General features: G+C 53.5%; 13 protein-coding genes and 1 tRNA gene. 7 read left to right on the forward strand and 7 right to left on the reverse strand.

Translation table 11 applies throughout. From position 1 onward, the window contains the following. Positions 1 to 126: 126 nt before the first annotated feature. From K2184_RS26735 to trmB, 4 genes are all read right to left on the reverse strand, one after another. The gene (locus tag K2184_RS26735; protein WP_163525790.1) at positions 127 to 1134 is read right to left on the reverse strand and encodes a DUF1202 family protein; all 1008 of its coding nucleotides are present in this window, start codon (positions 1132 to 1134) and stop codon (positions 127 to 129) included. A 110-nt stretch (positions 1135 to 1244) separates the two neighbouring features. Beyond that, positions 1245 to 1964 carry a DUF2884 domain-containing protein gene (locus K2184_RS26740; protein WP_017145429.1) on the reverse strand — a complete coding sequence of 240 codons (720 nt, stop codon included), beginning with the start codon at positions 1962 to 1964 and terminating at the stop codon, positions 1245 to 1247. A gap of 50 nt (positions 1965 to 2014) precedes the next feature. Next, positions 2015 to 2341, reverse strand: a complete 327-nt coding sequence (locus K2184_RS26745; protein ID WP_004105731.1) for a YggL family protein — start codon at positions 2339 to 2341, stop codon at positions 2015 to 2017. Then, positions 2341 to 3060: a tRNA (guanosine(46)-N7)-methyltransferase TrmB gene (trmB, locus tag K2184_RS26750; RefSeq protein ID WP_163525789.1), complete on the reverse strand. Its 720-nt coding sequence runs from the start codon at positions 3058 to 3060 to the stop codon at positions 2341 to 2343. The genes K2184_RS26745 and trmB overlap by 1 nt, the downstream gene beginning before the upstream one ends. Positions 3061 to 3196: 136 nt before the next feature. Between trmB and mutY the strand changes: the two genes are divergently transcribed. The 4 genes from mutY to K2184_RS26770 all read left to right on the forward strand — a co-directional run bounded on the left by mutY (position 3197) and on the right by K2184_RS26770 (position 7141). Continuing rightward, entirely contained in the window at positions 3197 to 4255 is a 1059-nt protein-coding gene (mutY, locus tag K2184_RS26755; protein WP_004105734.1) for an A/G-specific adenine glycosylase, read from the forward strand. A gap of 27 nt (positions 4256 to 4282) precedes the next feature. Further along, positions 4283 to 4558 carry an oxidative damage protection protein gene (locus K2184_RS26760; protein WP_004105744.1) on the forward strand — a complete coding sequence of 92 codons (276 nt, stop codon included), beginning with the start codon at positions 4283 to 4285 and terminating at the stop codon, positions 4556 to 4558. 47 nt (positions 4559 to 4605) lie between these two features. Beyond that, on the forward strand, positions 4606 to 5691 hold the full coding sequence (gene mltC / locus K2184_RS26765; protein ID WP_004105745.1) for a membrane-bound lytic murein transglycosylase MltC: 1086 nt from the start codon (positions 4606 to 4608) through the stop codon (positions 5689 to 5691). A 193-nt stretch (positions 5692 to 5884) separates the two neighbouring features. Further along, positions 5885 to 7141 (forward strand): nucleoside permease, encoded by a 1257-nt coding sequence (locus tag K2184_RS26770; protein WP_016807921.1) that lies wholly within the window; start codon positions 5885 to 5887, stop codon positions 7139 to 7141. Positions 7142 to 7209: 68 nt separating this feature from the next. Here K2184_RS26770 and K2184_RS26775 read toward each other — a convergent pair whose 3' ends face one another. Then, positions 7210 to 9348 (reverse strand): ornithine decarboxylase, encoded by a 2139-nt coding sequence (locus K2184_RS26775; protein ID WP_163525788.1) that lies wholly within the window; start codon positions 9346 to 9348, stop codon positions 7210 to 7212. Between the two features lie 437 nt (positions 9349 to 9785). Here K2184_RS26775 and K2184_RS26780 point away from each other — a divergent pair, with 437 nt between their 5' ends. From K2184_RS26780 to K2184_RS26790, 3 genes are all read left to right on the forward strand, one after another. After that, positions 9786 to 10502, forward strand: a complete 717-nt coding sequence (locus K2184_RS26780; protein WP_004115404.1) for a DUF554 domain-containing protein — start codon at positions 9786 to 9788, stop codon at positions 10500 to 10502. Positions 10503 to 10607: 105 nt separating this feature from the next. Next, positions 10608 to 10683 (forward strand) — tRNA-Phe (locus K2184_RS26785). Positions 10684 to 11391: 708 nt separating this feature from the next. After that, positions 11392 to 12303 (forward strand): alpha/beta hydrolase, encoded by a 912-nt coding sequence (locus K2184_RS26790; RefSeq protein ID WP_163525787.1) that lies wholly within the window; start codon positions 11392 to 11394, stop codon positions 12301 to 12303. A 212-nt stretch (positions 12304 to 12515) separates the two neighbouring features. Here the strand turns inward: K2184_RS26790 and K2184_RS26795 are convergent, their stop codons facing one another. Together K2184_RS26795 and K2184_RS26800 are read right to left on the reverse strand one after the other, a co-directional pair. Further along, on the reverse strand, positions 12516 to 13409 hold the full coding sequence (locus tag K2184_RS26795) for a PHP domain-containing protein (protein ID WP_163525786.1): 894 nt from the start codon (positions 13407 to 13409) through the stop codon (positions 12516 to 12518). Between the two features lie 154 nt (positions 13410 to 13563). Beyond that, on the reverse strand, positions 13564 to 14430 hold the full coding sequence (locus K2184_RS26800; RefSeq protein WP_224238655.1) for a nucleoside deaminase: 867 nt from the start codon (positions 14428 to 14430) through the stop codon (positions 13564 to 13566). Between the last annotated feature and the right edge of the window lie 290 nt (positions 14431 to 14720).

Consider the following 14720-nt stretch of genomic DNA (forward strand, 5'->3'; position numbering starts at 1 on the left):
ACGCTTCTGCCGGGCGACGGCTCTAGCGCCGTGCCCGGCCGACAAAAGCTTCAATAGCAAAATATTCTGTCATCCGACAAGCTCATACGCGCCAGGCGCAGCCGGGCCATTCCGAACCTGACCCGGCTACTTTAGAACCCCGTTGCGGCGCATCTTCTCCAGCCCCTCCTGCCAGTATTTTTCGTCGAGAGCCAACTCCCGGTAGCGGATCTCCAGCGCCATCAGCTGCGTGCTCAGTTCGCCTTTTTGCTTCTGCAGCGGCGCTATCTTTTTATCGCGCGCGGCCATCTCCGCTTTGATATTTTCACTCATCTCTTTATGCTGGCGATAATAGTTACGCTTCTGCTCATTCAACACGGCATCGCGCTCGGCGCGCAGCGGCGCGGCATCGCAAACCGCTTTTTTCTGACAGGCGGCCAGTGCGGGTTCATAGAGAGTTTTGTAGTAATGATTCTCGAACTTCAGCGGATCGTTTTGCCGGTCTACTTCATACATTTTTTCCAGCATCGCCTGCTGCACGTCGCTGCGATCGAGCGGCTTGCCGTTCGCATCCGTACCCCATGAACGGTTAATCTGCTTCTCTAACGCGGCGATCTCGGTTTTCAGCGCATCCTGTTGCCCTTGCAGCGTCTTCATCGTGGCTTTGCTGGCGGCAAAGCTGGCGTCAATTTTGGCAAATTGCGCCATAAACTTGTGGTCATTGACGATCAGGGTTTTACTTTCATCCCCTCCGATTTCCTTAAAGGTTCTCCCGCCCCTCTTCGCCGCCATCTGCAGCGAAAAGAATTCGGTCTGCCAGCCGGAGTCTTTGGTCCCTACCGCGGTCATCATGGCGGAGAACTTTACCGGCCGCCCCCTGGTCCAGACTCGCTCATAAAAAAAGTAATCTCCCGCGGCGCCGACGCGAATATAGAGATCTTCCGCGGCGGCCATATCGCCTTCCAGCATATAGGTCGCCTGATTTCCCCTGACGTCGAGCTGCTTCAGCGTCACGTTTTGCAAGCGCATAATCCCGCCAGTCTGTTCAGCAAACTGCTGTTTTACCACGTCGTCTGTTGGCGTGTTGGCATCCGCCAGCACGTGACAAGGGGAAGCGATCATCAGGACGGTGAGCGTTTTCCATGCATATTTCATCAGCAAATTCCTTTTATGAATACAGCAGGCATCATAAGGAGTTCGCCACCGCAGGCAGGATAAATGAAATCTGATTTTGCTACCTGCGGACGCAGGTAGCGGAATAAAACTTACTTTAACGACCCCACCAGCGCTTTGCGGCTATCCTCAAGGGAAACCACGCGGCTGCAGACATCCTTACCAAACTGCTGGAAATCGGCTTCCTGATTTTTCCATTCATCCTGAATGGCGGTTTGCAGGCCGCCAAGGCTGCCGAGGATCCCCTGCAGCGGGTTACCGCCGCCTTTGAGAACCGCCTTCGCGCCCATCTCGTTGATGCTGTCCTGCAGGATGCCGCCCATCGCCTGGTTTACCAGCTGCTGGCCGTCGGCGCGCACCTGATCGATAGCTTTATAGTGGAACGTCAGGCCATCGTTACGATGTTCAATTATGCGGCTCATTTGCGCTTTCAGCTGCGCATCAAGCTTGGTCAGGCGGCTATGCATGCTGCTGCTGGCCCCTACCTGTTCGGTAATAATTTTATCCAGCGCGGCGCGGCCTTTTTCTACCCGCGAGCGTGCGCCTTCATCAATCCACGGCAGGCTGCTGCGCAGGCTGGCCTGATAGTCCTGAGCCTGTTCGCGCTGAGCGGCGTTCAGAGAATACGCTTTCCCGTTAAAGCTCAGGCTGCCGTCCGGCTTAATCACCAGATCGCCATTTTCGCCTTTCACCTGCACCTGCTGCGGGCTGAGGATGACATCGTCACGCGGCGTGACGCTACACTGGTAGTCCGCATGCGCGGACAAAGCGGTGACGGAAAGCGCCACAGCTAACAGCGTTTTGCGCATCATTTAACTCCCTTCAGACAAAACGGGCCGGCAGTTGCCGACCCTTGTCAAACTTAGTCCCACCAGATATCAAAAAGTTCGCTGGTGCGTACATCGGCCAGCCCGCGGTCTTCCAGCCATTTACGCACAATGGCCTGGTGCTCCTCGGTGCATTTACCGATTTCCTGCAGGCAGATCAGGCCTTCCCAGGAGAGATAGCCGCTGCCGTCAAAGGCCAGCTTATTAGGCTCAATCACCTCATCAATCAGATCGTTAACGGTCTGGTCGATCTGCTCTTCGCTGGTTCCTTCCGCGAAACGCCACGCGACGGAAAAACCCACTTCCTGAAATTCGTCGATATGCATTTTTTTACGCAGACGACGGCTACGATTCGTTGCCATTATTTCACCCTCTCGAACATTAAGTCCCATACGCCGTGGCCAAGACGATGGCCACGCTGTTCAAATTTGGTTACCGGGCGCGATTCCGGGCGCGGCACATAGTCGTTGCTTTCTGACCGGTTGCGATATCCTTCAAGCGAGGACATCACTTCCAGCATATGCTCGGCATAGGGCTCCCAGTCGGTCGCCATATGGAAAACGCCGCCCAGCTTCAGTTTACTTTTCACCAGTTCGGCAAAAGGCGGCTGAACGATCCGGCGCTTATTATGACGCGCTTTGTGCCACGGGTCAGGGAAAAACAGCTGCACCATGCTCAGGGAGTTATCGGGGATCATCGCGTGCAGCACTTCTACCGCATCGTGGCACATAACGCGCAGATTTTGCACGCCCTCTTCTTCAGCAGACGCCAGACAGGCGCCGATGCCAGGAGAGTGCACTTCAATGCCGAGAAAATTCTGCTGCGGCTTCTCTTTCGCCATCGCCACCAGCGAAGCGCCCATACCAAAACCAATCTCCAGCGTGATGGGCGCTTCACGGCCAAACAGCGCGGCAAAATCGAGCGGCGCATCGTTAAATTCAACGCCCATCACCGGCCAAATGGTGTCCAGCGCGTGCTGCTGACCTTTAGTCAGGCGGCCCTGACGACGGACGAAGCTGCGAATACGGCGCAGCGGACGGCCGTTTTCATCGAATTCCGGAGATATGACGTCGTTTTTCATAAAAGTTAAGTCTGCTTGTGAGAGTGTTCGGAAAACGGGCATTATCCAAAGTTACCCGGCGGATGCAAGGGTTTACAGCCTCTCGCCCTTGTGCTGCAATCTGCCACCTTATAATCGCTATCCCGGAGCCGTAGCTTTGACTTTTCTCGCCGCGCAATTTTCAGCCCAGGTACTGGACTGGTACGACAAATACGGACGTAAAACCCTGCCCTGGCAAATCGGCAAGACGCCCTACAAAGTATGGCTCTCCGAGGTGATGTTGCAACAAACGCAGGTGGCGACGGTCATCCCCTATTTTGAGCGCTTTATGGCGCGTTTCCCAACAATTACCGATCTGGCCAATGCGCCACTCGATGAAGTCCTCCATCTGTGGACCGGGCTGGGCTATTACGCCCGCGCGCGCAATCTGCATAAAGCGGCGCAGCAGGTGGCCACCCTGCACGGCGGAAACTTCCCGCAAACTTTTGATGAAGTCGCCGCGCTGCCGGGCGTGGGTCGTTCCACCGCCGGGGCGATTTTATCCCTTTCTCTCGGTCAGCATTATCCGATTCTCGACGGCAACGTGAAGCGCGTGCTCGCGCGCTGCTATGCTGTCAGCGGTTGGCCGGGGAAAAAAGAGGTTGAGAAACGCCTGTGGGATATTAGTGAGGACGTGACGCCAGCGAAAGGGGTTGAGCGTTTTAACCAGGCCATGATGGACCTCGGGGCGATGGTGTGTACCCGCTCTAAGCCCAAATGCGAGCTCTGTCCGCTGAATAACGGCTGCGTGGCCTACGCCAGTCATTCATGGGCTCAATATCCAGGCAAAAAACCGAAACAGACGATCCCGGAACGTACCGGCTATTTCCTGCTGATGCAGCACGGCGATGAGGTATTTCTCTGCCAGCGCCCGCCGGTGGGTTTATGGGGCGGATTGTTCTGCTTCCCGCAGTTTGAAGATGAAGATGCGCTGCGGCAGTGGCTGGCGCAGCGCCAGATTAAGGCCGATAATCTGACGCAATTAACCGCGTTTCGCCACACTTTCAGCCATTTCCATCTGGATATTGTGCCGATGTGGCTTACAGTGCACTCATCCGGCGCATGCATGGATGAAGGGGGCGCACTCTGGTATAACTTAGCGCAGCCGCCGTCCGTCGGTCTGGCGGCCCCCGTGGAGCGCTTGTTGCAACAGTTAAAAGCCGGAGCACCGGTTTAGCTTTCTGGCGATTAAAGAGGATTAAGAATGAGCAGAACGATTTTTTGTACTTTCCTGCAGCGTGAAGCCGATGGCCAGGATTTTCAGCTGTATCCGGGCGAACTGGGCAAACGTATCTATAACGAAATCTCTAAAGAAGCCTGGGCCCAGTGGCAGCATAAACAGACGATGCTGATCAACGAGAAAAAACTCAGCATGATGAACCCCGAGCATCGCAAACTGCTGGAGCAGGAGATGGTTCAGTTCCTGTTTGAAGGTAAAGACGTACACATCGAAGGCTATACGCCGCCAGAAAAACAGTAAGGGCCTGACGGCCCTTTACCACAACAAACACAACACGCACTCCCGGAATGATGAAAAAATACTTAGCGCTAGCGCTGATTGCGCCTTTGCTCGTTTCGTGTTCCAGCTCAACCAAAAAAGGCGCCGAGTATAACGAGGCGTGGGTGAAGGACACCAACGGCTTTGATATTCTGATGGGCCAGTTCGCCCATAACATCGAGAACATTTGGGGTTATAACGAAGTTCTGCTCGCCGGGCCGAAGGACTACGTCAAATACACCGACCAGTATCAAACCCGCAGCCACATCAACTTTGACGCAGGGACGATTACCGTCGAAACCATCGCCGGCACCGACCCGGCCGGGCGTCTGCGCCAGGCGATTATTAAAACCCTGCTGATGGGCGACGACCCTAACTCCATCGACCTCTATTCCGACGTCGATGACATTCAGATCTCAAAAGAACCGTTCCTGTATGGTCAGGTCGTGGATAACACCGGTGAGTCGATTCGCTGGGAGTGGCGCGCCTCACGCTTTGCGGACTACCTGCTGCAAACGCGTCTGAAAAGCCGCAGCAACGGTCCGCGCATGATCTACAGCATCACCATCAACCTGGTGCCGAACCATCTCGACAAACGTGCGCATAAATACATTGGCATGGTCCGTCAGGCGTCGCGCAAATATGGCGTTGATGAGTCGCTGATCCTGGCGATTATGCAAACCGAATCGTCCTTTAACCCCTATGCAGTCAGCCATGCCGACGCGCTGGGGCTGATGCAGGTGGTGCAGCACAGTGCCGGGAAGGATGTGTTCCGCTCGCAGGGGAAATCCGGCCTGCCGAGCCGCAGCTATCTGTTCGATCCGGCCAATAATATCGATACCGGGACCGCCTATCTGGCCATGCTGAACAACGTCTATCTGGCCGGTATTGCTAACCCCACCTCGCGTCGCTATGCGGTGATTACCGCCTATAACGGCGGCGCGGGCAGCGTGCTGCGGGTCTTCTCCAGCGATAAGATTCAGGCCGCGAATATCATCAATAACATGACGCCGGGCGACGTTTATCAGACCATCACCAGCCGTCACCCGTCCGCCGAATCGCGCCGTTATCTCTACAAGGTAAACACCGCGCAAAAAGGCTACCGCCGCAAGTAATCCTCTGCCAACGCCCTTGTTTCCTCAAGGGCGCCTTCCTTCTGCTATACACAATAGAGTTGCGCAACTGTTTTGCGATTTTCTGCGGCAGTTAACAAAAGTATCCACCCCATGAATGATAGAATCCAACCAAAATAACGCTACAAATGTTATTTAAAACACAAAACAATTCTATATCCGTGAGGATCAAAACATGAATCTTAAGCTGCAGCTCAAAATACTGTCGTTCCTGCAGTTCTGCCTCTGGGGAAGCTGGCTGACCACGCTCGGCTCATATATGTTCGTTACCCTGAAGTTTGACGGTGCGGCCATCGGAGCGGTTTATAGCTCGCTCGGTATCGCTGCGGTATTTATGCCGACGCTGCTTGGTATCGTTGCCGATAAATGGATCAGCGCCAAATGGGTTTACGCCATTTGCCATCTGGTCGGCGCGCTGACGCTGTGGCTCGCCGCCCAGGTCACTACGCCGGGCGAGATGTTCCTCGTCATCCTGCTTAACTCGCTGGCCTATATGCCGACGCTGGGGCTGATTAACACCATTTCCTACTACCGCCTGCAGTCTGCGAACATGGATATCGTGACCGATTTCCCGCCGATTCGCATCTGGGGCACCATCGGTTTTATCCTCGCCATGTGGGGCGTCAGCTTCTCCGGCTTTGAGCTGAGCCATATGCAGCTCTATATCGGCGCGGCGCTCTCCTTGCTGCTGGTGCTCTTCACTCTGACGCTGCCGCATATTCCGGTGGCCAATCAGCAGAAAAACCAGAGCTGGACCGCCATGCTGGGCCTTGATGCCTTCGCGCTGTTTAAAAACAAACGTATGGCGATCTTCTTTATTTTCTCGATGATGCTGGGCGCCGAACTGCAAATCACCAATATGTTCGGCAACACCTTCCTGCACAGCTTTGATAAAGATCCGCTGTTCGCCAGCAGCTTTATCGTGCAGCACGCCTCGGTGATGATGTCGATTTCGCAGATCTCGGAAACCCTGTTCATTCTGACCATCCCGTTCTTCCTCAGCCGCTACGGCATCAAGAACGTGATGCTGATTAGTATCGTGGCGTGGATGCTGCGCTTCGGCCTGTTCGCTTACGGCGACCCGACTCCGTTCGGCACCGTGCTGCTGGTGCTGTCGATGATCGTTTATGGCTGCGCCTTCGACTTCTTCAATATCTCGGGGTCGGTGTTTGTGGAAAAAGAGGTTCGCCCGGAAATCCGCGCCAGCGCCCAGGGAATGTTCCTGATGATGACCAACGGTTTCGGCTGCATACTTGGCGGGATGGTGAGCGGCAAAGTGGTGGAGCACTTTACCGTCGAAGGGATTACCGACTGGCAAACCGTATGGCTGATTTTCGCCGGCTATTCGCTGGTTCTGGCGTTTGCTTTCGTCGCGCTGTTTAAATACAAGCACGTTCGCGTACCAGCCGGTGCGCAGACCGTCGTACATTAAATAAACGGCTTCACCCGAAATGTACGAATAAAAAAAAGCGCCCCGGTGATATCAACGGGGCGTTTTTTTTATGCTTTCAGCACATAGCCATACAGACGCTTAATGCCGTCAGCGTCCGTTTCGCTATAGACCCCCTGGAGCTCCGGCGAGAAGCCCGGCAGCATATTGACGCCCTCCTCCAGCGCCAGAAAATAGCGCAGCACCGCCCCGCCCCAGATTTCGCCAGGCACGACGCACAGCACGCCCGGTGGATACGGTAGCGCGCCCTCCGCCGCAATGCGCCCTTCCGCTTCGCTTAAGCGCACCAGTTCGACGTTACCGCGAATAAACTCGCGGTTGGCGTCCTGTGGGTTCATGACCGCCCGCGGGAAGCTCTGCTTGCGGAACATCTCTTTTTGCAGATCCTTCACCTCAAAGCTAACGTACAGGTTGTGCATCTCCTGACACAGCTCGCGGATGGTGTAGTCCCGATAGCGCACCGGGTATTTGTTAACGATGCTCGGCAGAACCTCGGCCAGCGGCGTATCCGATTCGATATGCTGCTCAAACTGGGCAAGCATCGCCACCAGCTGCGCCAGCTTCTCCTCGCTTTCGGCGGGGGTCAGCAGAAACAGAATAGAGTTCAGATCGCACTTCTCCGGCACAATGCCATTTTCGCGCAGATAGTGGGCCAGAATGGTCGCCGGGATGCCAAAATCAGTATATTCCCCGCTCTGCGCATCGATTCCTGGCGTCGTCAGCAGCAGCTTACAGGGGTCAACGAAGTACTGTTCGCTGGCATAGCCCTCAAAGCCGTGCCAGCGCGCGCCCGGTTCAAAGCTAAAGAAGCGCCGCTCGCGGGCGATGGTTTCGGTGGGGTGATCCTGCCACGGGCGTCCCGCGACCATTGGCGGAATAAACGGCTGGATCATTTTGCAGTTAGCGATAATCGCTTTGCGCGCGTCAATACCCAGCGCCACGCATTCGGCCCACAGGCGGCGCCCGCTCTCCCCTTCATGGATTTTGGCATTCACGTCGAGAGCCGCGAACAGCGGATAAAACGGGCTGGTCGAGGCATGCAGCATAAAGGCGTTATTCAACCGCTTATGCGGGCAAAAACGCGCCTGCCCTCGCAGATGGTTATCCTTTTTATGGATCTGCGAAGTTTGCGAAAAACCGGCCTGCTGTTTATGCACCGACTGAGTAACAAAAATGCCCGGGTCATCCGGCGTCAGGTCCAGCAGCAGCGGCGAACAGTCGGCCATCATCGGGATAAACTGCTCGTAGCCGACCCAGGCCGAGTCAAACAGGATGTAGTCGCACAGGCTGCCGATTTTATCGACCACCTGGCGGGCGTTGTATACCGTCCCGTCATAGGTTCCGAGCTGGATCACCGCAAGGCGGAACGGGCGCGGCATATCAGCTTTTTCCGGCGCCGTCTCGCGAATCAGATCGCGCAGGTATTTTTCATCGAAGCAGCGATCGTCAATCCCGCCGATAAAACCGAACGGGTTGCGCGATGCTTCGAGATAGACCGGCGTCGCGCCTGCCTGAATCAACGCCCCATGATGATTTGATTTATGGTTATTGCGATCAAACAGCACCAGATCGCCGCGGGTCAGCAGCGCGTTAGTCACCACTTTGTTCGCCGCCGAGGTACCGTTAAGGACAAAATAGGTTTTATCGGCGTTGAAGACCTTCGCCGCGAACTTCTGCGCGTGTTTGGCCGATCCTTCATGAATCAACAGATCGCCAAGCTTAACGTCGGCGTTGCACATGTCGGCGCGAAAGACGTTCTCACCAAAGAAGTCGAAGAACTGCCTCCCCGCTGGATGCTTCTTAAAGAAGGCGCCGTGCTGATGGCCGGGGCACGCGAAGGTGCTGTTATCCATCTCTACGTACTGAGTCAGCGTATCGAAGAACGGCGGCAGCAGGTTCTCTTCATAGTCGCAGGCGGCTGCTTCCAGTTCGAGCCACTCCTGCTCTTTGCCGCTAACGATGGCCGTCACGCCTTCTGGTTTTTCGTGCTCAGCTTCGCTGAACAGATAGACCGGCAGGTTAAAGCCCGTGCGTTTCAGCAACGCAAGGATGCCGCTGCGGCTGTCCGCCACGGTAATGACGACTGCCGCCACATCGGTAAAATCAGTACTGTCCAGGGCCACCACGCGACGGTGGGTGGACAGGTGGGATACCAGCTCGCGGCTGGCGGCAATGTGCATTGATTTCATGAGCGCGAATACCCGTTTCCGGAGAGTAAAAGGCTTAGGCCAGGGCATCTCTGCTCTGGCCAACGAACTGTCAGGGTCTGGCTGGATCCCAGCTCCGACCGCCAGACATCAGTAAAAGCAGACCGCGTCCGATCTTACTGTTGTCCTGCAGTGAGCCTGCGTTACGCTCACCGCATGACGGGCAGAAGTTGCAGAGTAAGGGTAGCAAGACGAGGCAGCCTGCGCATCTGTACGCAGCGGCACTGGTGATGTAGTGGCGATGTCGTCATCCCGGCGGCCTCATTCAGGGGAGGAGAAAATTCGCGCAATCATGTCACCTTTAAATGTACCGTGCAAGATGAATTACGTATGCAGCGACCCCACGGATGCGCAAGCCTTTTGGCCAGCTTCGCGCCATAATAATGCAGTCGTTAGGGATAATTAACAGGAGTCATACTTTGGTTACAGGGCCATTTATTAACGCCGGTGCGGTCCTTCTGGGCGGCGTACTTGGCGCACTCTTAAGTCAAAGATTGCCGGAACGGATTCGTACATCAATGACCTCTATTTTTGGGCTGGCGTCGCTGGGCATCGGTATTCTACTGGTGATCAAATGCGCCAACCTGCCGGTGATGGTGCTTTCAACGCTGGTGGGCGCGCTGTTCGGCGAAGTATGTAATATGGAGAAAGGCATTAATACGCTGGTGAGTAAGCTTCAGCAGCTGCTTTCGCCAAAAAAGGGCCAGATAAAGAGTTCGGCGCATGAGTCATATATTCAAAGCTACGTCGCGATTATCGTCCTGTTCTGCGCCAGCGGAACCGGGATTTTCGGCGCGATGCGCGAAGGAATGACCGGTGACGCCAGCATTCTCATTGCCAAAGCGTTTCTCGACTTCTTTACCGCCACCATTTTCGCCTGCACCCTGGGGCTGGCGGTCTCGGCCATTAGCGTGCCGATGCTGGCCATCCAGCTGGCACTGGCGGCCTGCGCATCGTTGATTATGCCGTTAACCACGCCGATGATGATGGCGGATTTCAGCGCTGTCGGCGGGATGCTGCTGGTTGCCACCGGTTTGCGCATCTGCGGAATTAAAATGTTCGCCGTGGTGAATATGCTGCCGGCCCTGGTGCTGGCGATGCCGATTTCGGTAGCCTGGACGGCGTTTTTCGCCTGAAGATGCGTGCTTTTGACGCAATGTGGTGATAGATTGTTCAGTCTGCTGCGAAACAGATAAATTTCGTTGACGAGGTGCGGCGAATCAGGTTTAATGCGCCCCGTTGCCCGGATAGCTCAGTCGGTAGAGCAGGGGATTGAAAATCCCCGTGTCCTTGGTTCGATTCCGAGTCCGGGCACCACTATTTAAAGAACCCAGCCTATGGCTGGGTTTTTGCTTTTCTGCGAGCGGACTCTCCATCGAACTCCGTTCGATTATTCGCCGCACGGCGGCTCACCCCTTCGGGGCCAGCGCGACAAGCGCGCTGTTCAACGCCTGCGGCGTTAGTCCGAGTCCGGGCACCAAAATTTAAAGAACCCAGCCTATGGCTAGGTTTTTGCTTTTCTGCGAGCGGACTCTCCATCGAACTTCGTTCGATTATTCGCCGCACCGCGGCTCACCCCTTCGGGGCCAGCGCGGCAAGCGCGCTGTTCAACGCCTGCGGCGTTAGTCCGAGTCCGGGCACCACTATTTAAAGAACCTGCCCACAAGGCGGTTTTTTGCTTTTGGGGAGCCAGCACTAGCTTCCCTTCAAAGTCCCCTCCCCCTCTCTGCCAGAAAAAATTCATTGCCAGGGATTTTGCCTGCCCCACGCTCTCTCGCATCAATTGCCTGAGCGTAGGTCCGCTTGTTTTGCGGGAAAAGCCTTATCACCAGCGTCGTTGAAAAAATAAGCTATTTGTCGGTTAGTAGGGAAAGATAAAAAAAAGCCGAAGAATTTTAATAAACTTATAATGTGGCGTATTTCTCAGATTGTTTATGAATGAGTAAATAAATTAATGCCTATTAAAATGCAAAAAAGCACTACCGACAATTATTATTTCTGGCGTAAGCAGCAAAAGGAATGAAGATGCTGAGTAACGGAGCAAAAGATTATAAAGCTAAGCTATTTGAAAATCATGATGAGAATATTCATTTTCTTTTGAATACTCCACTCTCCCTTCAGCGCCAGGTCTGGGAGTCTGCAGCCATAAAGGCAACACTACCTGCGGGTGTGTGCATCGAAACGGTTAACGATACAGAGATAACTGCGGAATGGATTTCATATCCCGATTCGATAAATACCAGGATTATTCTCTATTTCCACGGCGGTGGAAATTCTCAGGGATCGTGTCTGACTCACAGAAAACTCGCTGCCTGTCTCGCACAATATTCTGGTTGCCGAACTCTGGTACTGGAATATCCTCTGGCGCCAGAAAATCGATTTCCTGCGGCCTTATTAAATTGTCATCAGGCCTATTTATGGCTGCTTGCTAATGGTTATTCAGCAGAGGACATTATCCTCGCGGGAGACTCCAGCGGTGGTGGACTGGTCATGTCGCTTTTACTCCTGTTAAAACAGCATCAAGATCCTTTGCCGGACTCGTCTGTTCTGCTGTCTCCCATGTTAGATTTCACACTTTCTGGTAAGAGCATAACGCTGTGTAAGGATCTCGATCCGCTGCTTTGCATAGAAGACCTGATAATGACCGTGAAATACTACTGTTCGGACAGTGAACGAAGCGATCCTCTTGTCTCTCCCCTGTTTGGTGATTTGTCTGGACTTCCTCCCTTATTTATTCAGGTGGGAAGCGAGGAGTTATTGCGCGATGATGCATTACGCCTCTCCCGATATGCTAAAAAGGCTGGGATGCAAGTTGAGCTTGAGATATGGGACGGGCTCTGGCATGTATTTCAGTCATCGGTGGGAAAGGTACCTGAAGCGGATGAGGCGTTACAAGCCGTAGCTAAATTTATCCGAAGCAGAGAGTCATTGCCGTGAAACGTGGCTCTCAACAATACTATGCGCCCCCATAAAATATACGCGATTTTGTGACTCTCTATTTAGAGGCACAACGAAGGTGGTCCATCTCTTTCTCTGACTGACGGCAGATACCTCTTCCTGTGCCTCTTTCCCTGCCCGATAATACCTCTACGCATAATCATTTGTCCTTGTTATTTAATAACTCGCCCAGAGCCGGTAGATTTCAGGCGTCAATAAAGATCAACCTGCTCGAGGATTTCCAAAGTTTTCGGTAGCGCGTCACGCCATGGTCTACAGTCGCCAGGCTTAATGTTGGGTTTGTTTTTACCATGAAAGTCACTGCCGCAGGTCGCCAGCAGCGATTTATCCAGCGTGTAGTGATAAAGTTCGCGACATAGCTCCTCATCATGATAGCTGGAGAACACTTCCACGCCGCGTACGCCAAGCGGCAACATCTGGTCAATCACCGCCAGCGGCTTTTCCTTCACGTTAGCGCCGATATGCGCAATGACCGGAATGCCGCCGTTGTCGATTATCAGCGCCGCCATCTCCGCCATCGGCGGCAATTCCACCGTCACCTGGCAGGGTTTGCCTCGGCCAAAAAAGTCCCAAAAAAAGTTAATTAACGGCATATCGCTGCGCGCATTCCCCGCGCGGTAAGGCAGCAGCAGATCATGATTCAGGTTGCGCGCATCCTCTAAAATAAGTTCTGCCATCTCCTCTTCCTGCGGGACCCGATCGCCGGCCATGGCATACAGGCGATCTTCATCAAGCTGGAACCCCAGCGCCCGCAGTTTCTCCAGCTTTAGCGGCGTCGCGGCAGTTTCCAGACGATGGAAGTTGTGTTCGACGGCGTCAAAATCCCGGCTGTCTCGACGAAAACCGTAGCCCAGCAGATGATAATTATTGCCCGCAAACGCGCAGTCGATTTCAATCCCGGTCATCACGCTTACGCTATTTGCTCTGCCATAGCGAATAGACTCCTCAACGGATCGCGCCGAGTTGTGATCGGTTATCGCCAGGGCCGCAAGATTCGCCGCTTTAGCCATGGTAAGCAGATCGCTGACCGGGAAATCGGCATCGTTGCTATATGCCGAATGCATGTGCAAGTCGATTAATTTCATGACTTCTCCTTTAAAAGTTTTAACATTACGCCGCTGATCGCCTGCTTTGCCCTGTTGAATCGCCGATGGTTAACGGATAGCTTTGCTTTTCAGGAAGCTAAAGTCCGTTAACGGCCCTGGAACAATCAGGCACATCGCTTATGGCAACACACGTTCAATCCTCAATAGAAATAGATTCTTCGCAAAAAGAGGAATATGGTCTGAGGTTATTATAATTTCGAGAGAAGCGAAGTCGGCTATCTATCTTTTTCACTAACATATCGGTGGACTCTTCATTCAGGAGTTTGCAAACGTGCCGGGTATCAAGGCGCAGAATTCTGCATGCCTCAAGCGTTGGGCAGAAATTCATAGAGTGGAAAGTAATTTGCTTCTCTGTTCTGTTCACCACGGGCATTTCGACCTCTGCAGCGTGGAATCGCGTTATAAGTAAGCGGTGTGCGGTGTCTAATAAATGGCTATCGCCAATATTCAACCCGGCTTTATTTTGGCAGAACCATGCAGTACGGCGGGCAATGGAATCCGCGTTCAGCGCCTTAAGGTCTTCATCGGTTGCGTTGCGCAGATGATTAATTTCGCTGCGAACGTCAGCACGATAGAGAATTGCGCATTCCCGCCGCAGAATACCTTTATGAACAATGACCTCTGTGCCCGCCTTATCAAAAGCCTCGACGCACTGAAATGCAATCCGCCGCCGCCCTTGAGCAAGTGCATCCTGAATAGAAAAACCAAAAGCTATTTCGCTTATCCCGGACCAGGCGATGGCAAATGCGCACATAGGACAAGGCTCACTGGTGGATATCAGTATGCACCCGTTTAAATTTTTGCCAATTTTTTGGCTGGCAATTTTAATCGCGTTGATTTCAGCATGTGAGGTTGCGTCTCCCTCTGTTTCCTCATAGTCATGCGCCGCCGCAACCATCTCACCATCCTTGATGATAACGGCGCCAAAACCTTTATTCCCCTCACGCAAACTCTCTTCAGCTTCACCAATGGCAACACGCATCCAGAATTCTAGTTCCATAACCCCATTCATAAAACCACATCCCACAAGTGAATTTATTTATGGCACCTGGTGACAAGTGCTATACGCTGCGTAAAAAGATAAGATGATTAATACGCATGAGATTAGTAAAGCACCAATCACAACCACGATATAATGACGCAAATCAACGTTAAGATTATTCTAAGGAAGGTGCGAATAAGCAGGTCATTTCTTCCCAAGCTGACTCGCTGATTAAAATTTCGCGGATCTGGGCCGATTTTTTTCCCGCAAACACATCGAATTAGCCTATTTAGGCTATTTTTTCCACC

Source organism: Klebsiella sp. K5-306 (assembly GCF_051835185.1).
Lineage (GTDB): Bacteria > Pseudomonadota > Gammaproteobacteria > Enterobacterales > Enterobacteriaceae > Klebsiella > Klebsiella oxytoca.